General features: G+C 66.4%; 23 protein-coding genes and 1 tRNA gene. 16 read left to right on the top strand and 8 right to left on the bottom strand.

Annotated features, from left to right (window positions below; genetic code table 11):
- Positions 1-63: 63 nt before the first annotated feature.
- The 4 genes from NUW87_RS08790 to NUW87_RS08775 all read left to right on the top strand — a co-directional run bounded on the left by NUW87_RS08790 (position 64) and on the right by NUW87_RS08775 (position 3,131).
- Positions 64-136, top strand: a tRNA-Glu gene (locus NUW87_RS08790).
- A gap of 62 nt (positions 137-198) precedes the next feature.
- Positions 199-1,020: a PhzF family phenazine biosynthesis protein gene (locus NUW87_RS08785; RefSeq protein ID WP_269028100.1), complete on the top strand. Its 822-nt coding sequence runs from the start codon at positions 199-201 to the stop codon at positions 1,018-1,020.
- A gap of 79 nt (positions 1,021-1,099) precedes the next feature.
- Positions 1,100-1,675, top strand: coding sequence for an HD domain-containing protein (locus NUW87_RS08780; protein WP_269028098.1), 576 nt, complete (start codon positions 1,100-1,102; stop codon positions 1,673-1,675).
- 10 nt (positions 1,676-1,685) lie between these two features.
- A complete protein-coding gene (locus tag NUW87_RS08775; RefSeq protein ID WP_269028097.1) occupies positions 1,686-3,131 on the top strand; it encodes an FAD/NAD(P)-binding protein in 1,446 nt (481 codons plus the stop codon).
- Between the two features lie 70 nt (positions 3,132-3,201).
- Here NUW87_RS08775 and NUW87_RS08770 read toward each other — a convergent pair whose 3' ends face one another.
- Positions 3,202-5,034, bottom strand: a complete 1,833-nt coding sequence (locus NUW87_RS08770; protein WP_269028094.1) for a purple acid phosphatase family protein — start codon at positions 5,032-5,034, stop codon at positions 3,202-3,204.
- A gap of 136 nt (positions 5,035-5,170) precedes the next feature.
- On the opposite strand from NUW87_RS08770, the gene NUW87_RS08765 reads away from it, so the two are divergent.
- Complete coding sequence (locus NUW87_RS08765) at positions 5,171-6,865, top strand: alkaline phosphatase D family protein (protein ID WP_269028092.1); 1,695 nt, start codon at positions 5,171-5,173, stop codon at positions 6,863-6,865.
- 15 nt (positions 6,866-6,880) lie between these two features.
- Here NUW87_RS08765 and NUW87_RS08760 read toward each other — a convergent pair whose 3' ends face one another.
- Complete coding sequence (locus tag NUW87_RS08760) at positions 6,881-7,567, bottom strand: IclR family transcriptional regulator (RefSeq protein WP_239219992.1); 687 nt, start codon at positions 7,565-7,567, stop codon at positions 6,881-6,883.
- 61 nt (positions 7,568-7,628) lie between these two features.
- On the opposite strand from NUW87_RS08760, the gene leuC reads away from it, so the two are divergent.
- Positions 7,629-9,050 (top strand): 3-isopropylmalate dehydratase large subunit, encoded by a 1,422-nt coding sequence (gene leuC, locus NUW87_RS08755; RefSeq protein WP_269028091.1) that lies wholly within the window; start codon positions 7,629-7,631, stop codon positions 9,048-9,050.
- 12 nt (positions 9,051-9,062) lie between these two features.
- Positions 9,063-9,653: a 3-isopropylmalate dehydratase small subunit gene (leuD, locus tag NUW87_RS08750; RefSeq protein ID WP_269028090.1), complete on the top strand. Its 591-nt coding sequence runs from the start codon at positions 9,063-9,065 to the stop codon at positions 9,651-9,653.
- A gap of 3 nt (positions 9,654-9,656) precedes the next feature.
- Here leuD and NUW87_RS08745 read toward each other — a convergent pair whose 3' ends face one another.
- Genes NUW87_RS08745 through NUW87_RS08735 form a run of 3 tightly spaced genes read right to left on the bottom strand, consistent with a single transcriptional unit; the run spans position 9,657 to position 11,626 of the window.
- Positions 9,657-10,118 (bottom strand): hypothetical protein, encoded by a 462-nt coding sequence (locus tag NUW87_RS08745; protein ID WP_269028089.1) that lies wholly within the window; start codon positions 10,116-10,118, stop codon positions 9,657-9,659.
- 5 nt (positions 10,119-10,123) lie between these two features.
- Positions 10,124-10,588, bottom strand: coding sequence for a YbjN domain-containing protein (locus NUW87_RS08740; RefSeq protein ID WP_034999885.1), 465 nt, complete (start codon positions 10,586-10,588; stop codon positions 10,124-10,126).
- 27 nt (positions 10,589-10,615) lie between these two features.
- Positions 10,616-11,626, bottom strand: a complete 1,011-nt coding sequence (locus tag NUW87_RS08735; protein ID WP_269028088.1) for an NUDIX hydrolase — start codon at positions 11,624-11,626, stop codon at positions 10,616-10,618.
- A gap of 91 nt (positions 11,627-11,717) precedes the next feature.
- On the opposite strand from NUW87_RS08735, the gene NUW87_RS08730 reads away from it, so the two are divergent.
- Both NUW87_RS08730 and NUW87_RS08725 read left to right on the top strand, forming a co-directional pair.
- Entirely contained in the window at positions 11,718-12,716 is a 999-nt protein-coding gene (locus tag NUW87_RS08730) for an NAD(P)H-dependent glycerol-3-phosphate dehydrogenase (RefSeq protein WP_269028114.1), read from the top strand.
- A 21-nt stretch (positions 12,717-12,737) separates the two neighbouring features.
- Positions 12,738-13,778, top strand: coding sequence for a D-alanine--D-alanine ligase family protein (locus NUW87_RS08725; protein ID WP_269028087.1), 1,041 nt, complete (start codon positions 12,738-12,740; stop codon positions 13,776-13,778).
- Here the strand turns inward: NUW87_RS08725 and NUW87_RS08720 are convergent, their stop codons facing one another.
- Positions 13,779-14,705, bottom strand: coding sequence for a DUF3515 domain-containing protein (locus NUW87_RS08720; RefSeq protein ID WP_269028085.1), 927 nt, complete (start codon positions 14,703-14,705; stop codon positions 13,779-13,781).
- A 34-nt stretch (positions 14,706-14,739) separates the two neighbouring features.
- Between NUW87_RS08720 and NUW87_RS08715 the strand changes: the two genes are divergently transcribed.
- Genes NUW87_RS08715 through NUW87_RS08685 form a run of 7 tightly spaced genes read left to right on the top strand, consistent with a single transcriptional unit; the run spans position 14,740 to position 21,838 of the window.
- Positions 14,740-15,702 (top strand): thiamine-phosphate kinase, encoded by a 963-nt coding sequence (locus NUW87_RS08715; RefSeq protein ID WP_269028084.1) that lies wholly within the window; start codon positions 14,740-14,742, stop codon positions 15,700-15,702.
- A complete protein-coding gene (locus NUW87_RS08710; protein ID WP_269028083.1) occupies positions 15,702-16,343 on the top strand; it encodes a uracil-DNA glycosylase in 642 nt (213 codons plus the stop codon). The genes NUW87_RS08715 and NUW87_RS08710 overlap by 1 nt, the downstream gene beginning before the upstream one ends.
- Before the next feature lie 24 nt (positions 16,344-16,367).
- Positions 16,368-17,912: a DAK2 domain-containing protein gene (locus NUW87_RS08705; protein WP_269028082.1), complete on the top strand. Its 1,545-nt coding sequence runs from the start codon at positions 16,368-16,370 to the stop codon at positions 17,910-17,912.
- On the top strand, positions 17,913-20,015 hold the full coding sequence (locus NUW87_RS08700) for an ATP-dependent DNA helicase RecG (protein ID WP_269028081.1): 2,103 nt from the start codon (positions 17,913-17,915) through the stop codon (positions 20,013-20,015).
- Between the two features lie 18 nt (positions 20,016-20,033).
- Positions 20,034-20,624: a 16S rRNA (guanine(966)-N(2))-methyltransferase RsmD gene (rsmD, locus tag NUW87_RS08695; protein ID WP_269028080.1), complete on the top strand. Its 591-nt coding sequence runs from the start codon at positions 20,034-20,036 to the stop codon at positions 20,622-20,624.
- Positions 20,625-21,101 carry a pantetheine-phosphate adenylyltransferase gene (gene coaD / locus NUW87_RS08690; protein WP_239219149.1) on the top strand — a complete coding sequence of 159 codons (477 nt, stop codon included), beginning with the start codon at positions 20,625-20,627 and terminating at the stop codon, positions 21,099-21,101.
- Positions 21,101-21,838, top strand: a complete 738-nt coding sequence (locus tag NUW87_RS08685) for a TSUP family transporter (protein WP_269028079.1) — start codon at positions 21,101-21,103, stop codon at positions 21,836-21,838. Before coaD ends, NUW87_RS08685 begins: the two co-directional genes overlap by 1 nt.
- An 88-nt stretch (positions 21,839-21,926) precedes the next feature.
- Here the strand turns inward: NUW87_RS08685 and NUW87_RS08680 are convergent, their stop codons facing one another.
- Together NUW87_RS08680 and NUW87_RS08675 are read right to left on the bottom strand one after the other, a co-directional pair.
- Positions 21,927-22,700: an amino acid ABC transporter ATP-binding protein gene (locus tag NUW87_RS08680; RefSeq protein ID WP_272508791.1), complete on the bottom strand. Its 774-nt coding sequence runs from the start codon at positions 22,698-22,700 to the stop codon at positions 21,927-21,929.
- The gene (locus NUW87_RS08675; protein ID WP_269028078.1) at positions 22,700-23,665 is read right to left on the bottom strand and encodes an amino acid ABC transporter permease; all 966 of its coding nucleotides are present in this window, start codon (positions 23,663-23,665) and stop codon (positions 22,700-22,702) included. The genes NUW87_RS08680 and NUW87_RS08675 overlap by 1 nt, the downstream gene beginning before the upstream one ends.
- Position 23,666: the final 1 nt, after the last annotated feature.

Raw genomic sequence — 23,666 nt, 5'->3', positions numbered from 1 at the left:
CAGGCGATTTGTAGGTTTGCAGCAACGTCCTTTATCTTTAACAAGTCGCAAACAAGCGAGCGCGCCCCGTTCGTCTAGCGGCCTAGGACGTCGCCCTCTCACGGCGGTAACACGGGTTCAAATCCCGTACGGGGTACAAAGCAAAACTCCCGATCCGGACTCCGGGTCGGGAGTTTTCGCATTGGTAGCCTTGGCCGGGTGACTTCCCTGGAATTCTTTGAAATCGACGTCTTCGCCACCGGCGCGTTCACGGGCAACCCGCTCGCCGTCATCTGCGGCGCGGACGGTTTGAGCGACGGGCAGATGCAGCAGATTGCGTCCTGGACCAACTTCTCGGAAACGACGTTCCTGCTCGAACCGACGAACCCCGAGGCAGACTACCGCGTGCGCATCTTCACACCGGTGGAGGAATATGCCTTCGCCGGCCACCCCACGCTCGGCACGGCGCGTGCGTGGCTAGAGCTCGGTAACACGCCGCGCAACCAGGGCCGCGTGATTCAGGAGTGCGGCGTGGGCAATGTCGAGGTCCGCATCGAGAGAGACTCCCTCGCGTTCGCCACCCCGCCGCTCAAGCGCGACGACCAGCTCTCGGATGAGGAAAAGGACGAGGTGTGTGACACCTTTGGCGTCGAGAAGCAATTGCTTGTCAGCGCCGCCTTCGGTGACAACGGCCCCGGTTGGAAGCTGGCGTTGCTGGATGGCCTGGACGCGCTGCGGGCGTTGGAGAAGCCGGCTGATAGCGGTCTGAAGGTGGCGTTTGCGGCGCTGACGGGGAGTGTGGATCCGGCCTATGAGCTGCGCGCATTCACGCCAACGTTCGAGGACCCGGTGACTGGCAGCGCGAACGGTGCGATGGCGCAGTGGCTGCGCGGGCGGGGAGACGTGCCGGAGCGCTACACCGTCTCGCAGGGTACCGCGCTGGGGCGCGACGGGCGGGTGGAGATTACCGACGACGGGGACGAAATCTGGGTCGGCGGTCGCGCGCAGGTGCGGGTGAGGGGGACGCTGGAGGTGGGATAGAACGGGTGTGCGAATAGCGGGGTGGTGATGTCGGCGGCGCTCGTATCGTGTGAAGTGTCCCCGGCAGAAAGGCTCTCACATGACCAATGCTCCCGTCGCGTCCCCGCGACTTATCCAGGCAATCAACACCGCAGCGTGGGCGCACCGCGACCACGTCCGCAAAGGAACCGACATCCCGTACGTGTCTCACGTTGTCGGCGTGATGCACCTCGTATCCCAGGTCACCGACGACGAGGACGTGCTTATCGCGGCGCTGTTCCACGACATTTTGGAGGACGTGCCCGAGGAGTACAGTCCGCAACGCATGGCCGAGGAGTTCGGCGACCGGGTGGTGGAGCTGGTGCGCGGAGTGACCAAGGACAGTACGCTTTCCAGCTGGCAAGACCGCTCGGACGCGTACTTGGCTCACTTGCGTGAGGCGGACGACGGCAGCGTGCTCATCTCCGCCGCCGACAAACTGCACAACCTGTTGTCCATCCACGCGGACCTCGATGAACTCGGCGACGAGCTGTGGGGCCGCTTCAACTCCGGCAAGGGGCGACAGCTGTGGTGGTACCGCTCCGTGGCGGACCTGGTGCAGGAACGGCTGCCCGGCAACCCGCTGGGAGAGGAGCTAGCCCGCCAGGTGGAGCGGCTGGAGGCACGCGGCGCATAAGCTGGGGCGCATGGATAATTCGGTGATGAAGGTAGCGGTTATCGGCGCCGGCCCGCGCGGTCTGTGGGCGTCAGAAGAGCTCATGGAACGGGCGCGGGAGCGTGGCGCGGCTATCGACGTGACGGTGTTCGACGCCAAGCCGCTGGAAGAGTCCTCCGCGCCCGGTGCGTTTCGGGATTCGGTGCCGGAGGAGTTCATCCTCAACGCACCGAAGTCCATTGTGGAGACGAAACTCGGCCCGCTCGACCCGAACGATGAGCTTCCCGGCGATTTTCCTAGCCGAAAGCATGTCGGGGAGCACCTGGATAAATCGTGGCGCACGCTCGAGGAGAACCTGCCGCCGCGCTGCAGCCTCACCCACCGGGTGGAAAATATCGAGATGGTCGAGCCCACCGACAGCGGGGTGGTGGTGCTCGGCGAGCACTTCGACGAGGTTCTCATGGTCACCGGGCACGCGCATGATTGGCCCGGTTCGCTCGCGCACGCGAACCTCGGCGACCTCAAGGTGGTCGCCCCTGCCTACCCGGCATCGAATTTGGACGCGGTGGGCCCCGACGATGTCGCGCTGGTGCGCGGCGCTGCGCTGACCTTCATTGACGTAGTGAAGTACGCCGACGCGAAAGTCTTCTATCCGGTGACACGGTCGGGCCGCTTCATGGAGGTCAAAGCGTATTTCGAGGGCGAGGCGAAAAAGAAGGCGCAGCCGCACATCGAGGCGGCGTCGCAGAAGATCCTCGAATGCGAAAGCCTCGACGAGCTGGAGGGCATCCTCGCGGACTGCGCCACGGAGTTGCTCCGCATCGCCGGTGGCGAAGGCGGGAAAGACGAGATCCGGAACGTGCTGCGCGGTGAAGACTTCACCGGAGACCCAGTGGCGGAGCTTCGCGCATCCGTTGCGGCGGCCCGAGGGGAGCGCCCGTGGACGCCGGCGCTTGCGGTGGCGCTTGCGTTCCGCGACACCTACGACGCGGTGATCGACCGCGCCTCCTACGGCGGCCGCCACACCCTGGGTGGAAAGGACTTCGACGCATTCGTTTCCACCCTGGAGCGCGTCGGCTTCGGCCCACCTGTGGAGTCCGCGCAGATCATGCTCGATCTTCTCGACGAAGGTCGCATCCGCACTGAACTAGTCGCACGCGGCGAGGAGGATCTCCGCGATCTGGCCAAAGAGGTAGGCGCGACTGTCATCATCGACGCGGTGCAGGCACCTCCCGGGATTGTCGAGGGCACCCTGGTAGGCAACTTGGTGGAGGCCGGAATCGGACTGCGCTACGCCGACACGAATGCGCTCCACGTGAAGCCCGACGCCACGCTTGTGGGGCAGAAGCACCTCGCTGCTGCCGGCCGCATGAACGAAGGTCTAGTGCTCGGCCACGACACGCTGAAGCGCACCAAGCAGCACGGCATTGATCGCTGGGCAGACCGAGTGAGCGCTGCTGCTGTGGAACACAAGTAGCGGCTGCTGAACAACACAGAACCCGCCGCGGCGATCTAGAAGATCGCGTTGGCGGGTTGTTGGCCGTGCGCTAGATGTTGAACTGCTTGCGGATGTCCTGAATCCACTGCGGGTGGACGTAGGACAGCGCTGCGAAGATCGCACCCAGGACGGCGATCAGTATTGCTAGCACGGTGAGGATGATGCCGCCGGTGCTGCTGCCGGACACGCTGCCCGCGGCGTCCTTGCCGGTGTTATCCGCGTCCGAATCCCCAGCCGGTTCCTCCGGCTCGGCGTTCTTGGTGATGGTGGTCGGCACCTCAACCGAGGAGGTCTCGGTGACAGTTTCCTTCACCGTGGTCGGCACCGTCTTGGTATTCTCCATCGTCTTGGTGGCCGGCGTAGTCTGCACGGACGTCTCAGTCACCGTTGCCGTACCGACAGAAGTTTTGGTGGTGGGGACCAGCTTCTCCGAGGTCTGCGTCGTGGTCACGACCTCTGGCGCCGGCTTCTGCTTGGTGGTCGGCTTCTGCTCAGAGGTCGGCTTGGTGGTCTCTTCCGGCTTCTCCTCCGGCTTCTGTGCGTCCTTCTTCTGCAGCGTGACCTGGTCCACCACGTACGGGGTGTTGATGTTGTAGGTGGTCAGCTTCAGCTCGGTCGGGGAGACTTCGATGTTGGTGTAGTCCGGGTTGTAGTCCTGACGCCAGCGGGCGGTCGAATCGTGGGCCAGGTCGCGGGCGCGCTCCTCGCGGATGTTCGGGTGGGTCTCACCGGACTCGTCCTGGAAGTCGTAGTACTTGCCGCCGGTGGCGGTGGTGGAGGTGAGGTAGAGCACCTCGCCGTCCTCCGGGATGAGCACATCGCCGGACTTTGCAGCGCCCTCCGGGATCACCGGATCAAAGCCGTTCATCAGGTGGGTGCGGGTGTAGATGTGATCGTGGCCGCTCAAGACGAGGTCCACGCCGGCTTCGGACAGCTTCGGCGTGAGCTGCTTGCGCAGACGCACCACATCGCTGTCGGTGTAGTGGGTGCCTTGGGAAAACGGCGCCTGGTGGATGCCCACCATCACCCAGTCCGCGTCCGCACCGTGGTCCGCGATTGCGTCGTTGACAAACTTCGCGTGGGCCTCGATGTCGGCTGCGCTCGTGCGGTTGCCGTCGAGGCCGATGAACAGGACGTTGTTGTAGTTGAAGAAGTAGTTTGCGGATGCGCCGTCTTCGTTGGGCAGGAAGTAGGTGTCCTGGAAGTGGCGGTCCCGCGTGTACGTTTCGTGGTTGCCCTTCAGCACAGCCAGACGGTAGTTCTGCAGCGCTTCCGGGGCGGTGAACTCCTCGAGCTGCTTGACCGCTGCGCCCCAGCCCTCAACCTGGTCGCCGAGGTGCATGAGGAACGCGGAATCTGGGTGCTCGCCGGTGGCGACGTTGACTGCCTTGTTCCAGGCGGCGGATTGTTCGTCGATCTTGGCGTCCACGCCGATCTGCGCGTCGGCCATGGCCAGGAAGCTCCAGGAATCGGAATCCTCGCCCGTGGTCAAGGTGCGCTCCTCGCTCCAGCCGCGGTCGTCGTTGCCCACGCGGTAGACGTACTCGGTGTCCGGCTCAAGGCCGGTCATCGTCGCCTCGTGCGGGTAGAAGATAGCCGCGTTGTATTCACCGCGCGGAGACTCGACGCTGGTCTTATCGGCTGCGTTGTCCGCCGGCCAGTACTCCAGGTACTGCAGCTCGTTTGTCTTGGACTGCCAAGAAACGTTGGCCTGGGTGGCGTCGGAGCCGATGCCGAGCACGATGCGGCTGAGCTTGGTGTTAACCGCGCTCGCTGGCGCGTCCGCAGCGACAGCGGTGGTCACCGGCGCGAACAGGGAGACAACGATGGCAGTGGCGATGGTGCCACGGCGCAGGGAACGGTGGGTACGCAGGAGAGTCATGGTTGCCCACTTAAATCACCCGTTTTTAACAGCCGGTTACAAGTGATTAGACACCTTGGTGAATTGAAAATGAATATCAGATGACATCGGTCTGCTGTTCTTGCACCGTGCTTACGGCTAGTTGAAAGTATGCTTCATGAGCTCAAAGTTCCGTGTCAATCGTCGTGTGTTCCTGCAAACTGTCGCAGCGGCCGCTGCCGCTACCGCTATCGGCACCGGCGGCGCCTACGCCGCGCGGCGCGGCACGGTTTCCACCCCTGAAGAACCGACCCCGGCGGGCGAGTGGGACCTGCCGTTCCTCCACGGCGTCGCGTCCGGCGACCCGCTGCCTGACCGCGTGGTGTTGTGGACCCGCGTGACCCCGTCGCGCGAGGCGCTTCCGGGCTCTGGCCTGGGGCAGGACGTGGAGCTGGAGTGGCAGATCGACACTTCGGAGGACTTCAAAAATCCGCAGACGGGCACCGTGACCACCTCGGCGGCCTCGGACCACACCGTCCACGTCGACCCGGACGGCCTGGAACCGGCGACGGAGTACTTCTACCGTTTCATCGTGAAGAGCGGGGAGTTCGAGGGCGCGACCTCCCCGGTCGGCCGCACCCTTACGGCGCCCGCGGAGGACGCGAGCGTGGACAACCTCAACCTGGCCATCGCCTCGTGCGCGAACTGGGAGTCCGGCTTCTTCGCGGCGTACGGCGACATGGCGCAGCGCGCCCGCGGCGGCGAGATCGACCACGTGGTCTTCCTCGGCGATTACATCTACGAGTACCCGACCGGCGAGTACGCAGGTAAAAGCGGTGTCGCGCGCATGCACCACCCGGAGTGGGAAATCACCACGCTGGAGGATTACCGCCAGCGCCACGGCCGCTACCGCACGGACCTCAACCTGCAGGCCGCGCATGCGGCGTGCCCGTGGATTGTCATCTGGGACGACCACGAAACGGCGAACAACAGCTGGTTCGAGGGCGCTGAGAACCACACCGATGGCCGTGTGGAGGGCGAGTGGCCGGAACGCTTGAGCGCCGCGAAGCAGGCCTACTTTGAGTGGTTGCCGGTGCGCGCGCAGTCTGCGGGCGAGGAGCAGCTGCTGTACCGCAGCTTCACGTTCGGCGATTTGGCGCAGCTGACCATGATGGATCTGCGCAGCTACCGCGACGAGGAAACCACCGGTGCGAACTTCGCTAACGACGACCGCACGATGCTGGGGAAGAAGCAGTTCGATTGGGTGGCGCAGCAGCTGCAGGAGTCCACGGCCCGCTGGGACGTGCTGGGCAACTCGGTGATGGTCTCGCCGATGCGCTTTGCCACCATCCCGGACAACGAGAAGGCCAACATCGCCGCCGGTTACATGAAGGAGCGGGCGACGGGCATTGCGGTGAATTCGGATCAGTGGGACGGCTACGCTGCGGAGCGCGACCGTCTGCTCACCATGTTGGACGAGCAGGAGTCGAATGCGCTGTTCCTCACCGGCGACATTCACTCGGAGTGGGCGAACTCGATCGCCTCGCCGTCAGGCTTCGGCGAGATCGGCTGCGAGATGGTCACCACCTCAATCTCCGCGCCCAACGTGGACGAGATCCTCACCAGCGCGTTCGGCACCTACCACAATGAGGACAACTCCACGTCGTTGCTGGTGGAGCAGACGATCCGGGATGCCAACCCGTGGGTCAGCCACATCGATTTCGACGCCCACGGCTACGGCGTGGCGAGCATCCACCACGATTACGTCGACATGCTCTACTACCGCGTCTCGGACGTGGAGGACCCGGACGCTTCCGTCAGCTTGGGCGAGAAGCGCCAGTGGCGCATCGGCGAGGGGTTCGTCGAAGCATAAGCTGCTTATCGACGTCTACAGTTCCCCCTCGAGCTGCTTCCTTGCCGCAAGCAGCTCCTTGCCCCACTTGTCCGCCGGCGAGGGCTTGAGCCGCTCGGCCGGCCCGGAGATGGACAGTACGGCCACCAGCGCGCCGTCCGGTTGGAATACCGGTGTGGACACCGACGCGAGCCCGACTTCGCGCTCTGCGACGGACTCGGCGAAGCCGTCGTTACGCACCCGCTTGAGTTCCGCGTCCTTGAAGGGCGCGTCGATGGGGGCGTAGGCGGCGAACACGCGGGCGGCGGAGCCTGCGGTGAGGGTCAGGTGGGAGCCGACCGGGACCACGTTGTGCAGGCCGCTTTCGGGTTCCTCGGCGGCGATGCAGGTGCGTGTGGTGCCGGTGAGTTGGTAGAGCTGGGCGGACTCGCCGGTGGCCTCGACGAGGCTGCGAAGCACCGGGGCAGCGGCGGCGAGCAGTCTCGGCGACGGCCCGCCGGTGTAGCTGGGCAGCGCGGGCCCAAGTGACCATTCGCCGCGTTCGTTGCGGGCGAGCACATGGTGCACTTCGAGCGCGGTGGCGATGCGGTGCGCGGTGGCCCGGGGCAGTTCGGTGGCGTCGCTGAGCTCTGCGAGCGATTTGTCGCCGCTGGCTACTGCCGCCACGATGGCGACTGCGCGGTCGAGCACTTTGATGCCTGATCCTTCGTTATACTGTCTCACAGTTCGAATCCTATCATCTCAGTATGTGGGAAGGTGGGGAGGAAACGCGAAGGAGTTTGCTATGGCGGAGAGACCGTTGACGTTGGCGGAGAAAGTGTGGCGCGACCACGTGGTCAAGCAGGGCGAAAACGGCGAGCCCGACCTCATCTTCATCGATTTCCAACTCCTGCACGAGGTGACCTCGCCGCAGGCGTTTGAGGGTCTGCGCTTGGCAGGCCGCAAGATGCGGCACCCGGAACTGCACCTGGCCACCGAGGACCACAACGTGCCTACCGAGGGGATCGTCTCCGGCGAGCTGCTCGAAATCGCGGAGCCGACCTCACGCACCCAGGTGGCCACGCTGCGCAAGAACTGCGAGGAATTCGGCGTGACCCTGCACCCGATGGGCGACGTCAAGCAAGGCATCGTGCACACCGTCGGCCCACAGCTGGGCATCACCCAGCCGGGCATGACCATCGTGTGCGGCGACTCGCACACCTCCACCCACGGCGCGTTCGGCTCCATTGCCATGGGCATCGGCACCTCCGAGGTGGAGCACGTCATGGCCACCCAGACCCTGCCGCTGAAGCCGTTTAAGACCATGGCCGTCGAGGTCACCGGCGAACTGCGGGAAGGGGTCACCGCGAAGGATCTGATCCTGGCGATCATCGCCAAGATTGGCACCGGCGGCGGCCAAGGCCACATCATCGAGTACCGCGGCGAGGCCATCGAGAAGATGTCCATGGAAGCGCGCATGACCATCTGCAACATGTCCATCGAGGCGGGTGCGCGCGCCGGCATGGTCGCGCCCGACCAGAAAACTTTCGATTACGTCGAAGGCCGGGAATACGCACCGAAGGGCGCGGACTGGGACGCGGCAGTCGAGTACTGGAAGACGCTGCCCACCGACGAGGGCGCCAAGTTCGACACCGTGGTGGAGATCGACGGCGCAGCGCTCACCCCGTTTGTCACCTGGGGCACCAACCCCGGCCAGGGCCTGCCCCTGGGGGCGAATGTGCCGGATCCGGAGGACTTCACCGACGAAACCTCCAAGCAGGCCGCCGCCAAGGCGCTCAACTACATGGACCTGACCCCGGGCACCCCGCTGCGGGACATCGCCATCGACACCGTGTTCTTAGGCTCGTGCACCAACGCCCGCATCGAGGACCTGCGCGCCGCCGCCGAGGTGGTCAAGGGTCGCACCATCGCGGAAAACACCCGCATGCTGGTGGTGCCCAGCTCCACGCTGGTCAAGCAGCAGGCGGAGGAGGAGGGCCTGGATAAGGTCTTCACGGACTTCGGCGCCGAGTGGCGCACTGCCGGGTGCTCGATGTGCCTGGGCATGAATCCGGATCAGCTGAAACCGGGGGAGCGGAGTGCGTCGACAAGCAACCGCAACTTCGAAGGACGCCAGGGACCCGGCGGGCGCACCCACCTTGTCTCCCCGCTGGTCGCCGCGGCGACCGCTGTCACCGGCCACCTTGCTAGCCCCGCAGACCTGTAAAGGAGCACTCAGATGGAGAAATTCACCACCCACACCGGTGTCGCCGTGCCGCTGACACGCTCGAACGTGGACACCGACCAGATCATTCCGGCGCGCTACCTCAAGCGCGTGACCCGCACCGGCTTCGAAGACGGCCTGTTTTCCAACTGGCGCGAAAGCGAACCCGGCTTCGTGCTTAACCAGGACGCGTACAAAAACGGCTCCGTGCTGTTCGCCGGGCCCGACTTCGGCACCGGCTCCTCGCGCGAGCACGCCGTGTGGGCGCTGATGGACTACGGCTTCCGCGCCGTGTTTAGCCCCCGCTTCGCCGACATCTTCCGCGGCAACTCCGGTAAGGCAGGACTGCTCGCCGCGAACCTGCCCGAAAGCGATATCGAGCTGATCTGGAAGCACTTAGAGCAGCACCCGGGCGAGACCGCCACCGTGTCGCTGGAAGACCGCACGGTTACCGTCGGCGACAACACGTTCGTCTTCGAGGCGGACGACTACACCCGCTGGCGCCTCATGGAAGGCCTCGACGACATTGGCCTGACGCTTCGCGGCGAAGACGACATCGAGGCCTTCGAAGCGAAACGGCCGGCGTTCAAGCCGGCCGTGCAGTAAGCGCTAGTCCTGCGGCGCTTCCTCATCAAGGCGCTGGGTGACCTCCGGCGCGAACTCCGCGAGGAAGTCACGCGAAGCGGTCACCACGCCCTGGATACCGGTGAGGATGTGGGACTCGAACTGCGCGTCGGTGTACTCCCAGTGGCCGGGCAGGCTGTAGGCCACGCCCAGGGCGGTGACGCCGCGCTCGTCGTCCTTCAAAGCGGTGACGGTGGGGTAGGCCTTGGTGTAGTTGTACTGCTCGGCCCAGTTGCGGATGTCCTCGTAGCGGTCCGCGCCGATGGAATCCACCGCGACCGAGGAAATCACGTTGATGTTCGGGGCGATGTGCGCGATTTCCAGGCCGATGCGGGAAAAGCCGGTGCGGATAGCCAACTCGCTCGCCTCATCAAACTGCCAGCCCTGCTTGGCAAAGACGTCCTTGACGCGCTGGATGGACAGGGGCTTTAAGGTGTCGTTGCTCATGGGTGTTACGCCTCCTTAGCGCCGTCGTTGAAGGATTCTTCGAGGCCCGGGAAGGTCTCGCGCAGCTGGCCGGCCACGTGGTGGATGGCGGAGAAGAAGTACTCGCACATCTCGCGCAGCTGCGTGTCGGCGAAGCCGTCGCCGGAGAAGAACGGCGCCTCCATGATTGCGATGGCGGTGCCATCCTGACGCAGCACCGGGTGCACGCGCACCAGCGGCAGGGTGCGGTTCATCACGTTGGCGAACTCGCGAAGCTTCTCGACGTCCTCCGGTTGATCCACAACCGCCATCCACCTGGACGTGGCCTTAAAACCCTCGCGTTCGACCTCGAAGAAGACCACCAGGCCGGGGAAGGCGGTGCGGCACTCGCCACCGTCTTCGCGGAAGTACTTCAGATCCATCGCCTCCAGGGTGGACGCGATGCGTTCCTGCGTCACCGGCGGGAATGCGGTGGGGGTGGGGGAAGTCATAAGAAAAATCCGTTCCTTTCTTTTTCGCTACAGCACCGGCAGTGCGGACGGGACGTAATCGGCGCCGGTGAGCTGGCCGTCGTTAAAGCTCAGCACCCACACGGAGCCCTTCTTCGCGCGGATCTCGGTGTCGATGGGCAGGGTGCCCTGCGCAGACAGCCAGGCGATCATGCCCGGGATGACATCGCCCTGGGCGCAGACCACGGAGGTGCCGCCCTGCTCGATCACCTCGGTGAAGGCGCGCTGCGCGCCGACCATGTCAGACAGCCAGGCCTCGTCGCCGAAGCGCGCATCTACGGACACGTCGATGCCCAGCTCGTCCGCAAGCGGAGCGACGGTGGTCTGACAACGCTCCGGCGCCGCGGAGTAGATCCGGTCCGGGGAGAATGCGCTGAGTAGCGGGACCAGCATCTCGGATTGGCGGCGGCCCTTCTTGTCCAGCGGGCGCAAGTTGTCGTCGCCGGACCACTTCTCACGCTCGTGCGCGCGGGCGTGGCGCACGTACAGCACGCGCGCGGTGGCCGGTGTGGCGAAGCGCTTCTTCGCCTTTTGCAGCACCTGGCGGTCCAGGTCGTAGGTCATCAGCTCGCAGGCGTCGTCGAGAGGCAGCCAGCGGATCTCGTCCACCTCGTCGTTGGGCTCGAACTCGCCGCCGGTGACCTCACCGGTCCAGTAGTAGACCACCTTCGTGGTCTTCTTCACCGGGTAGACGGTCTTGCCCAACAGCTTGCCCAGGCGCACGTCGAAGCCGGTTTCTTCCTTGATCTCGCGCACCGCGGTCTGCACCAGCGACTCGTCCGGGTCCAGCTTGCCCTTGGCCAAAGACCAGTCGTCGTAGTGCGGGCGGTGGATGCACGCCACCTCCAGCGAGTCAGGTTGAGCCAGGTCACCGCGCCACAGCACCGCGCCGGCGGCAAGCGTGGTGCGCTTGAACTCGCTTTGCGGGTTGTTGGGGATTTCCTGCAGGCGCCCGGTGAGGAACATCTCGCCGCGGGTGTCCTTGTCCTGCTCGTGCAGTTGGCGGTCGTCATTTGGCATACATTCCATTGTGACGCAGACTCGGCGGGCGCGCTACGTCCGGGCGGGGTGGTACGTTGTAGCGGTTGAAAAACGCTGGGAGGACGCACTGATGGTCAACGTGGCAGTACTGGGCGCCGGTTCCTGGGGGACCACCCTTGCCAAGGTGTTCGCGGACGCGGGCAACCCCGTGAGCCTGTGGGCGCGGCGCGAGGAGCTCGCACGCACAATCCAGGACACCCGGGAAAACCCCGACTACCTGCCCGGCATCGAACTCCCGGCGGCGATTCAGGCCACCTCGAACGCCGCCGAGGCGCTGGAGAACGCGGCGGTAGTCGTCTTCGGCGTGCCCAGCCAGACCATGCGCGACAACCTCACCCGCTGGGCGCCGCACTTGCCTGGCGACGCCACACTGGTCTCCATCTCCAAAGGCGTCGAATCCGGCACGCACTTGCGCATGAGCGAAATCATCGCGGAAGTCACCGGGGTAGAAAACGAGCGGATCGCGGTGCTGACCGGGCCGAACCTCTCGCGCGAGGTCGCCGAGGAGCAGCCGGCCGCGACCGTGATCGCCTGCGCCGACGAAAACCGCGCCAAGCTGGTCCAGGCCGCGTGCGCCACCAGCTACCTGCGCCCGTACACCAACGCGGACGTGGTGGGTTGCGAGATCGGCGGCGCCACCAAAAACGTCATCGCGCTCGCCTGCGGCATGGCCGCCGGCCAGGGGTTGGGAGACAACACCCAGGCCACCTTGATCACCCGCGGCCTGGCGGAGATCACCCGACTCGGCGCGGCGCTCGGGGCGGACGCACGCACCTTCGCTGGCCTTGCGGGCATGGGGGATCTGGTGGCCACCTGCGCCTCCCCGCTGTCGCGCAACCGCACCTTCGGCGCCGCGCTGGGCGGGGGCGCCACGATGGACGAGGCCCGCGCCGCCACCAAAGGCCAGGTCGCGGAGGGTGTGGTGTCCTCGCGCAGCATCTTCCAGCTCGCGGAAGAGCACTCCGTGGAGATGCCCATTACCCAGGGCGTGTTCTCGGTGTGCCACGAGGGCATGAAGGTCGCGGACGTCATCGCCGCGCTGATGGGTCGCAGCAAGAAAGCGGAGTAGCGCCCGGTAGGCTAGCTCCCCGTGATCCGCATAGCTGTTTTGTACGGTGGCATGTCCACCGAGCACTCGATTTCCTGCATCTCCGCCGACTCGGTCATGTCGCACATGCCCGCCGAGTACGAGGTGGTTCCCATCGGCATCACGCAGGAAGGTGTCTGGGTTGAGGGTGTGGCGAAGCCGGCGGAAGGGGCGGAGCTTCCCGTGGTTAAGCCTGGGCGCGAAGTCGCGCTCTCGTTGAACCCGCAGCGTAAGGGATTGCTTTACGACGTCACCTCCGGCGAGACCATCACCACCATCGACGCCGTCTTCCCGGTGCTCCACGGCAAATACGGCGAGGACGGCACAGTCCAAGGCCTGCTGGAGATGGCCGGGGTGCCCTACGTCGGCCCGGGCGTGCTGGCATCCGCGTGCGGGATGGACAAGGAGTACACCAAAAAGCTCGTTGCTGCGGCCGGCATCCCGGTCACGCGCGAGGTGATCCTGGACGGCGCGCGCGAGCTCACCGAGGCGGAGCGCTCGCGTCTTGGTCTGCCCGTGTTTGTGAAGCCGGCCAACGGCGGGTCTTCCATTGGCGTGTCGAAGGTGACCAGCTGGGATGCGCTGCCGGACGCGGTGTCGCTTGCGCTCGAGTCCGACGGCAAAGTCATCGTGGAGGCCGAGTTGGTCGGCGACGAGGTGGAAGTCGGTGTGCTCGAGCGCCCCGACGGCACCATCGCGGCATCCGTGCCCGCCAAGCTCAACGGCACCGAGGACTCCGCTGAGGGCTTCTACGGCTTTGAAACGAAGTACCTCGAAGAAGGCGTCACCGCCACCATCCCGGCACCGTACTCCGACGAGTTGATCGCCCAGCTGCAGGACATGGCGGTGACGTGCTTCCATGCGCTGGACTGCAAGTCGCTCGCGCGCGTGGACTTCTTCGTCACCGACAACGGGCCGGTGCTCAACGAGATCAACACCATGCCCGGCTTCACCGCGATTTCCATGTACCCGCAGGTGTGGGCCGCCACGGGCGTGGACTACCCGCAGCTGCTGGACACCCTGATCCGCACCGCGCTGCGCTAGCTACGCCTGCGCGGTGTGCTCGGCGATGAGGTTGGTCAGGTTGGTGATCGCCTCGTTGCTTTCCGCCTGCGGCAGCGACGCCGCCACCTGCACATCGCGGCCCATCGCGTACCAGGTGGAGGCGGTGGTGCCGTTGGCCAGCTTCACGTCTTCGAACCAGGGCACGCCGTTGATCTGGTCCAGGCGTGCGCCCGGGCCGTAGTTGTCCGGGTCGGCGACTCCGCAGCGCAGCACGATCGCGTCCTGGCCTACGGCGGACCAGGCCACGGTCTGCTCGCTCACGGCGTCGACGCGGGTGTAGCCCTCGGCGATGGAATCGGGAGCCGCGGCGAGCAGGCTGTCGCACTTGCTGGAATCGCCGGCTGCGAGGTCGGCGAGCGGGGCGGGGCGCTGCTCGGGGGCGGGGCCAGTCAGCGCTGCGGTGTCGAGGCCGGCGACGGGGGCGGTGCCGTCGTGAAGCTGCTGCGTATCGGCGGTGACGGCGAGGACGGGGGAGCGGTCCACCGTGAACCAGGTGGCCAGGGTGGAGCCCGGGGTGGCGTCGTTGACGCGCAGCCAGCGGGCCCCGTCGATGTCCTCGGTCTGCGCGTACGGGGTGTACTGCGCGGGCGCGTCCACGCCGCAGCGCAGGGTGATGCGCTCGGTGGAGGAGGCCTGCCACGCGGCGGCTCCCTCGGGGGCGGGCTCGGCCAATTCGGCGCGTTTGAGGTTTGCGAGGGTGGACGGGAGGGCGTCGATAAGCGATGTGCACTCCGCGGAAGACGCCTCTGGCGCGGGCAGCTGCGTCATCGCCACCGGCTGCAACGCAACGCGGTTGAAGAACACGCGCGCGCCGACGAGCACGCCGAGCACCAGCGCTACCGCCAGCCCAAGACTGACGTAGATGGTGGTGCGGTTAAATTGAGCATCATGCGCCGTGGAACCCATGGCGGCTGAGTCTAGTGAAAGGGTGCGCGCAGACGTGATCGAGACAGGCTTTCCTACCGGCGGGCCGACACTGGGCGAGCTCGGCGAGCGCGAAGTCATCGCGGTGATCCGCGCCCAGGCGCCGTCCCCGCTCAACGGCGACGATGCCGCGGTGCTCACCCAAGCGGCGCCGAACTCGCGCGTGGTGGCCAGCACCGACATGCTCGTGCAGGACCGCCACTTCACCACGCAGACCACCACGCCCTACCTGCTGGGGCGCAAGGCGGCGCTGCAGAACTTCGCGGACATCGAGGCGATGGGGGCGCGCCCGATCGCGGCGTTGATGGCGGTCTCCGCGCACCCGGACACCCCGGCGAAGGTGCTGGAGGAGCTCGCGCGCGGGGTGGGCGAGATGGCGTCGGACTACGCCTGCGAGCTCGTCGGCGGCGATGTCACGGGCGGCGACTACCTGGTGGTGTCCGTGACCGCCATGGGCGCGCTCGGCGGCAACCGCCCGCCGCTGACCCTGGACGGGGCGCGCCCGGGTCACCGCGTGATCGCGCACGGACGCATCGGGTACTCCGCGGCGGGGCTGGCGCTGCTGCAGGCTGGCGTGGACATCCCGTCCCGGCTGGAGCCGCTCGTCGCCGCGCACCAGGTGCCGGAGCTGACCCCGGGCCGCGGCGTGGTGGCGCGCGCTGCGGGGGCGTGCTCCATGACAGACAACTCGGATGGGCTGATCCGGGACATCACCCAGCTCGCGGAGGCATCCGGTGTGGGCATCGACCTCGCGTCCAACGCGCTCGCCCCCGACCAGCTGTTGGTCGAGGCCGGCACGCTGCTCGGCGTGGACCCCTGGGAATGGGTGCTTGGCGGCGGGGAGGACCACACGCTCATCGGCACCATCGACGGCTCTGCGCCGGTGGGCTTCCGCTCCATTGGCGCGGTGACCAAGAAGCAGGGCGTGCGTATCGACGGCTCCGCGCCCGCCACCGACACCGGATGGGAGAGTTTCTGATGCTGCCCGTACACGAATCTTGGCAGGCGCCCCTGGCGCCGGTGGAGGATCAGATCCACGCCATGGGCGATTTCCTGCGCGCCGAGGGCGAGTACCTGCCGCGCGGCAACGACATCCTGCGGGCGTTTGCGGACCCGTTCGAGGATGTGCGCGTGCTCATCCTGGGCCAGGACCCGTACCCGACACCGGGGCATCCGATGGGGCTGGCGTTTTCCACCCAGCCCGGGGTGGCCGCGCCGCGCTCGTTGGTGAACATTTACAAGGAGCTGCAGGACGATCTGGGCGTCCCGCCGCGCAAGGACGGGGACTTGAGCTCGTGGTCGAAGCAGGGAATCTTGCTGCTGAACAGGGTGCTCACCGTGCGCCCGGGCGCGCCGGCGTCGCACCGCGGCAAGGGCTGGGAGGCCATAACCCAGGCTGCGATTGAGGCCCTGGTGGCCCGCGGCACCCCGCTAGTGGCCATCCTGTGGGGCCGCGACGCGCAGACGGCCGCGAAGTTTTTGGGCGACACCCCGCGCATCGAGTCGCCGCACCCGTCGCCGCTGTCCGCCTCCCGCGGGTTCTTCGGCTCCCGCCCGTTCTCGCGGGCGAATCAGGCGCTGGAAACGATGGGTGCCCAGCCAGTCAACTGGGCACTCTAAGCGGAACCTGTAAACTCTCTCAGCATGTCTGCATCTCCGCTTTCTAACGGCGCACGCCTGCTCGCATGGGCCCGCCGCGCCTCCGGTGAGCTGGAGCGCAAGCGCGCGGAGATCAACGAGCTCAACGTATTCCCAGTTCCGGACGGGGACACCGGTTCCAACATGGCGCACACGATGGCCGCGGCGGTCGAGGCTGCTGCGGAGCTGCCGGACGGCGCGGGCCTGACTGAAGTCGCCGAGGCGCTGGCCGTCGGCGCGGTACGCGGCGCGCGCGGCAACTCCGGCGTCGTGCTCTCCCAAATCCTGCGCGGCTTCGCCCAAGCAGCCAGCTACGGCGCGACGGAAGGCGAGATGCTCGCCGTCGCGCTCACCAACGCCGTCGGGTTCGTGGACCGCGCCATCGCGGAGCCGGTCGAGGGCACTATCATCACGGTGCTGCGCGCCGCCGCCGACGCCGCGCGCCCGAACGCGCACCTCTCGCTTGTCGACGTCGCATCAGCCGCCACCGCCGCCGCCCAAGACGCGCTGCGGCTCACCCAGACCCAGCTGCCGGCGCTGCGCGAGGCCGGGGTGGTTGACGCCGGCGGGGCGGGCCTGGTAGCGGTGCTGGGCACGCTGACTGATCTGGGCGCGGCTGAAGGGGAAGGCGAGGGGGAGACGGAGGGCGTCGATAGGCAAACGCCCCAGACGCACGGCACCCAGGGCGAGTTAGAAGTGATGTTTAGCTTCCGCGGCGACCTTGATGCGCTGAAAGGCAAGCTGGCGGGGCTGGGCGGCAGCCTGATTGTCGCGCCGCTGAACGATGCTGAGGCCACGGTGCACATCCACTCCCGCGACGCCGGCAAGGTCATCGAGACCGCCTTCGCAGCAGGTGAGGTGAAAGATCTGCGCTTGGAGGTGCTTGCGAGCGCCGTTGCTGCCGGCACGCCCGAGCGCCTGATCATCGCGGTGACCCCGCCAGGGTCCGTAACCAGCCTGTACGCCGCCTCCGGGGCGGCGACCGTGGTGCCGGGGCCGAACGTGGCGACGGACATGCTGGATGCAATCACGCGCTCCGGCAGCAACGAAGTGATCGTGCTGCCGAACGGCCAGCTGAGCAGCAGTGAACTCGCCGCTGTGGAAAACGCGGCGCGCGCGGTGGAGCAGTCCATCACCATCCTGCCAACGGTGCGGTTGGTTTCCGGCATCGCGGCGCTGTCCGTGCACGACCCGGCGCAGCCGCTGGCCACCGCCGCCTTCACCATGTCCGAGGCCGCCGGCGAGATGCGCACGGCGCTCGCTTTCCGCGCCGAAAAGGGCGCATTGACCTTGGGCGGCGCGGTGGCGAAGGGCGACGTGGTGGTCACCTCTCGCGGCGAGCATCTCCTCATCGCCGACGAGCCGATGGACGCCGTCGAGCGCGCCTGCCGTCGCCTGCTCGAACACGGCGGGGAGCAGGTGAGCATCCTGTTCGACCCGAGCGAGCTGCGCGCGGACGCGTTGGAGGAGCTCGCGGGCAAACTCGGTGTCGACGTGATGGTCTATCCTGCGGACGGACTGCAAGCCTGCGCGGAGATTGGGGTGGAGTAGATGCTGGGTTTCGAGGACACACGTCCGCTCAACCTGGTCATTCCCGTCAAACAGGCCAAGGCGATAGGCAAGCACCTCGACATCCACACCTGCGGCGAGCTGCTGCGGCACTACCCGCGGCGCTACCTGCACTACGGCACCGGCGCCGACCTCGCCGGGGTTCGCCCGGGCGACACGATTAACGTCATCGGCACGGTCGTGGGCACCCAGCAGTTCACCTCCAAGAAGCAGCCGAAGCGGCCCATTTACAAGGTGCACGTGGACGACGGCCGCCAGGTATTTTTGGCCGCATTCTTCGGCTCCCACTACGCCCAGCGCGTGCTCAAAGAGGGCCGGCGGGTGATGCTCACCGGCAAGTACGACGTGTTCCGCAACCAGCCGCAGCTCTCGCACCCGGACTTCGTGCTTTTAGACGGGCCCACGCAGGCCACCGGCGCGCTGCGGCAGCTCGGCCATTTCGGCGACATCGAGCAGATCATGAGCGGCCGCGAGTGGCTGCCCATCTACCCGGCGGTGAAAAACGTCAGCACCTGGACCATCATGGGCGCAGTGCATGCGGTGCTCAAAGAGCTTCCGCCTATCGACGAGCCTCTCGGCTTCACCCCAATAGGATTTTTGCCCCTGAATTCGGCTGTCCACCAGATCCACGAACCGGGCCCGCCGGGGCCCGCGCGTGCGCTGGAGCGGCTGAAGTACGACGAGGCGCTGTCCGTGGCGTTGGCGATGGGCGTGCGTCGCGCCGACGCAGAGGCCCGCAGCGCCCAGGCTCTGCCGCGCGTGAAAGGCCGGGACCAGGATTTATTGGTGCAGCGCTTGCCGTTCCCGCTAACCTCCGGCCAGGACGAGGTGGTCGCGGAGATCACCCGCGACATGGCGCGCACCGTGCCCATGAGCCGTCTGCTGCAGGGCGAGGTCGGCTCCGGCAAGACCATCGTGGCGCTGATCGCCATGCTCCAGGCCGTGGACAACGGCGCACAGTGCGCCTTCCTCGCGCCCACCGAAGTGCTGGTGTTGCAGCACGCCCGCTCCATGACGAAGGTGCTCATGAACGCCGGCCTGCCCACCCGCGTGGTGGCACTGACCGGGTCGATGACGGCGGCGCAGAAGCAGGACGCGCTGCTGAAGATCATGACCGGCGAGGCCGACATTGTGGTTGGCACCCACGCGCTGATTCAGGATGGGGTGGAGTTTTTCCGCCTCGGGCTGGTGGTGGTGGACGAGCAGCACCGCTTCGGCGTCGAGCAGCGTGACGCGCTGCGAGCCAAGGCGGGGGATGAAACCCCTCACCTGCTGGTGATGACGGCGACGCCGATCCCGCGCACCATCGCCATGACCGTATTCGGCGATTTGACCGTGTCCACCCTGCGCGAGCTGCCCGGCGGGCGCAAACCGATCCAGTCCGCGGTGGTGCCCGAGTTCAAGCCGCGTTGGGTGGCGCGCGCCTGGGAAAAGATCCGCGAGGAAGTCGCCGCCGGGCACCAGGCGTACGTGGTGTGCCCGCGCATCGACGGCGAGGGCGGCGTGCTCGAGGTCTTCGCCGAGCTCGCGTCCACGGAGTTCGAGGGCCTGAACGTGGCATTTCTGCACGGGCGGATGAAAGGCGATGAGAAAGACACCGTGATGGGGGACTTCGCCGCCGGCGGGGTAGATGTGCTGGTGGCCACCACGGTGATCGAGGTGGGTGTGGACGTACCCAACGCGACGGTGATGATGGTGCGCGAATCCGAGCACTTCGGCGTGTCCCAGCTGCACCAGTTGCGCGGGCGCGTGGGCCGCGGCGGCAACCAGTCGCTGTGTTTGTTCCACACGCAGGCGGAGGAAGGCACCCCGTCGTTTGAGCGCGTGTCCCAAGTCGCGTCCACCACGGACGGGTTCGCACTGGCGGAGCTGGACCTGCTCAACCGCCGTGAGGGCGACGTGCTGGGCACGCAGCAGTCCGGCATGCACCGCACGCTGAAGTTGCTCAACCTGGTGGAGGACTTCGAGCTGGTGCGCAGGGCGTACGACGACGCCGCCCGTTTGGTGGCAGACAACCTCGAGTTCGCCCGCGCCGCCACTGCGGATTTCATTCCGGAGGACTTCGAGTATTTGGACAAGAGCTAGGGCGTTAGAGTTGTGGCCATGAACCGCATCATTTCCGGCGAGGCCCGCGGCCGCAAGATCAAGGTGCCGCCAGAGGGCACACGTCCCACCTCAGACCGAGCGCGCGAGGGCCTGTTTTCCTCCCTGCAGGTCCGATTCGGATTCGTGGATATGAACGTGCTCGACCTGTTCGCCGGTTCCGGCGCGCTGGGGCTGGAGGCGGCCTCCCGTGGCGCCGCCGAGGTGGTGCTGGTGGAAAACAACCCGGAGGCCGTGCGCGTCATCGAATACAACGCCGGTGTGGTCGGCCACCCGAATGTGACCATCGAGCCAGTGAAGGCATCGACGTACCTCGCCCGCGCGCCGCGCAACCACTTCGACATCGTGCTCGCGGACCCGCCGTACGAGCTCGCGGATGAGGCCGTCGCGGAGATGGTGGAGGCGCTTAAGCCGGTGCTTCACGACGGCGCCGTGGTCGTCGTCGAGCGCCACCGCGAAAGCCCCGAGACGGACTGGCCGAAGGAGTTCACCCCGACCGGCCAGAAGCTGAAGAAGCGCCTGTACGGCATCGCGCGCATGGACATGGCCGTGTACTCGGATCCGGAAACTGAAGCAGAGGTGGAGGAGTAAATGACTACCGCAGTGTGCCCGGGTTCGTTCGACCCGATCACGAACGGCCATCTGGACATTGTCACCCGCGCTTCGCGGCACTTCGACGAGGTGGTGGTCCTGGTTACCGGTAACCCGACGAAGACCTCGGGGCTGTTTTCTATTGACGAGCGCGTCGAGCTGATCCGCGAAGTTATCGCGCACCTGCCCAACGTCCGCGTGGACAGCTGGGGCGGGCTGCTGGTGGACTACACCTCCGCCCACCACATCACCGCCCTGGTCAAGGGCCTGCGCTCCTCGCTGGATTACGAGTACGAGCTGCCGATGGCGCAGATGAACCGCCGCCTGACCGGAGTTGACACTTACTTCCTGCTCACGGACGAGAAGTACGGCTACATTTCCTCCTCGCTGACCAAGGAAGTAGCGAAGTTCGGCGGCGACGTCACTGGCCTGGTGCCGGAAACCGTGCGCGAGGCGATGGCGGAGAAGTACCGCTAGTGCTCGTCGCGTTGGGCGTCGGCATTGCCGTCGCAGTGGGCGCGTGCCTGCAGCGCATCTCCGGCATGGGCGTGGGGCTGATCGCCGCCCCTGTGCTCTCGCTGTTGCTCGGGCCTGTCGACGGCATCCTGCTGGTCAACCTCCTCGCCGTCATCAACGCGGCGACCAACACCTGGGGCATGCGCGCGGACGTGGACTGGAAAAAGTTCGCCCCGATCGCGCTCGCGCTAGTCTTTGGCGTGGTCCCCGGCACCTGGGTGGTGGCGAACGCGCCGACCAACGTGCTGCTCGTGCTGGTCGGCGCGTTGCTGCTGCTGGCTTTGTCCGTGGTCACGCTGGGCAAGCGCTACGTGCCGCGTGTGGAAGGTGTGGTGCCCGCGGCGCTGTCTGGTGTGATCGGCGGGTTCATGAACACCCTGGCCGGGGTGGCCGGCCCAGCGATCACGGTCTACGCGGAGGCTGCCCGTTGGCCGCAGCGGGTCTACGCCGCCACGCTGCAGCCGATCTTCTTGGTTGCCGGCACGCTGTCGTTCACGGTGAAGGTGGTCGCCGGCGCCGCGGATGTGACGGGCATCGAGCCTGCGCTGTGGGTGGCCACGCTGTCCGCTTTGGCGGTGGGCATTGGCGCGGGCAAGCGGCTGGCGCCGCGGGTGCCGTCTTCAACCGCGCACCGCATCGCGCTGGGGTTAGCTTTCGCCGGCGGGGTGACGGCGCTCGTGCGCGGCCTGCTGGCCTAATTTTGTACGAATCGACAGCTGATTTGCGTTCGCCCAGGTCAGTTCCCGACCAAACGGGCAAAATGTCGATTCGTACAAAAATGCGCGCCTAGAACAGGGTGGACACGAACGCCTTGGTGCGCTCGTGCTGCGGGTTGTCCAGCACCTGCTCCGGGGTGCCGTACTCGATGATCCGGCCGCCGTCCATGAACGCGACCTTGTCGGCCACCTCGCGGGCGAACGCCAGCTCGTGGGTAACCACCAGCATGGTCATGCCCTGCTCCGCGAGCTCGTGCATCACGCGGAGCACTTCGCCGACGAGTTCGGGGTCGAGGGCGGACGTGGGTTCGTCGAAAAGCATGAGCTTCGGATCCATCGCCACCGCGCGCGCGATGGCCACGCGCTGCTGCTGGCCGCCGGAAAGCTGGATCGGGTAGGCGTCCGCCTTGCTGGCTAGGCCGACCATCTCTAGCAGCTCCATGGCGCGCGCCTTGGCCTGGTCCACCGGCTGGCCCTTGACGTGCACGGGCGCCTCGATGATGTTGTCCAGCACCGTGCGGTGGCCGAAGAGGTTGAAGTTCTGGAACACCATGCCGATGTCGCGGCGCTGCTTGGCGGCGTCCTTCTCGCTCATCTCGTGCAGCACGCCGCCGCGCTCGTTGTAGCCGATGAGCTCGCCGTCGACGTAGAGGCGGCCGGCGTTGACCTTCTCCAGGTGGTTGACGCAGCGCAGCAGGGTGGACTTACCGGAGCCGGACGGGCCGATCAGGCAGGCGACCTCGCCGGGGTAGACCTCCAGGTCGATGCCTTTGAGTACGTCGAGGTTGCCGAAGGACTTCCACACGTCCACGGCCTGGATCATTGGTTTTTGCTTGACGGTCATTAGCGCTGCCCCTTCTTCTGCGGTTCTTCCACGATTTCAACGTTGTTGGGGATGGTGCCTTCGGCGTCGGCCAGGCTGGCCAGCTGGCGGGCGGTGAGCTGGCGGGTGGCACCCCGGTCGAAGTAGCGCTCCAGGTAGTGCTGCGCCACCATGAGCAGCGAGGTGATCACCAGGTACCAGGTTGCGGCAACCAAAAGCATCGGCACCGGCTCGAACAGCGCGGCGGCGATGTCCATGGAACGGCCGTAGAGCTCCAACGAGTAGGGGATGGCCACCACCAGTGAGGAGGTTTTCAGCAGCGAGATGAACTCGTTGCCGGTGGGCGGGATGATGATGCGCATCGCCTGCGGCAACACGGTGCGGCGCATGGTCTGGCTCCAGCTCATACCCAGCGCCTTGGAGGCCTCCACCTGGCCCTCCGGAACGGCGGAGATGCCGGAGCGGACGATCTCGGCCATGTAGGCGGCCTCGTTTAAGCCCAGGCCCACCACGGCGAGTGCAAACGCCGAGGAGGTGAACGGGTCCAGCGGGATCTCGGTGAAGCCCAGGTTGATCGTGTCGTAGATCGCGCCGATCAGGCCCCAGAACATCAGCTGGACGTAGACCGGGGTGCCGCGGAAGATCCAGAGGAAAATCCAGCCGACGGTTTTGAACACCGGGTTCGGGCTCATGCGCATCACCGCCAGCAGCACGCCGCCGACCACGCCGAGGATCATGGCCAGCACTGTGATGGCGATGGTGTGCAGCGCCGCGGTGGCGATGCGGGTGTCCAGGAGGTAGGAGAAATAGGTGTCCCAGCCGTAGGCGTCGTTACGCGCGGCGCCGATGACAAACCAGACCACCAGCACCACGAGCAGGGCGGCGAGTGCCCAGCGGCCCGGGTGGCGAAGCGGCTTGGCCTGGATGCGCTCGGGGCGGGTGCGCTCTTTCTGGCTCGCGGCGTACTTGGAATAGGGGGTGCTCATG

Source organism: Corynebacterium pilbarense (genome assembly GCF_026930265.1).
Classification (GTDB): domain Bacteria; phylum Actinomycetota; class Actinomycetes; order Mycobacteriales; family Mycobacteriaceae; genus Corynebacterium; species Corynebacterium pilbarense.
Note: the sequence above shows the minus strand (reverse complement) of the source record. Positions and strands in the feature narration are given on the sequence as shown.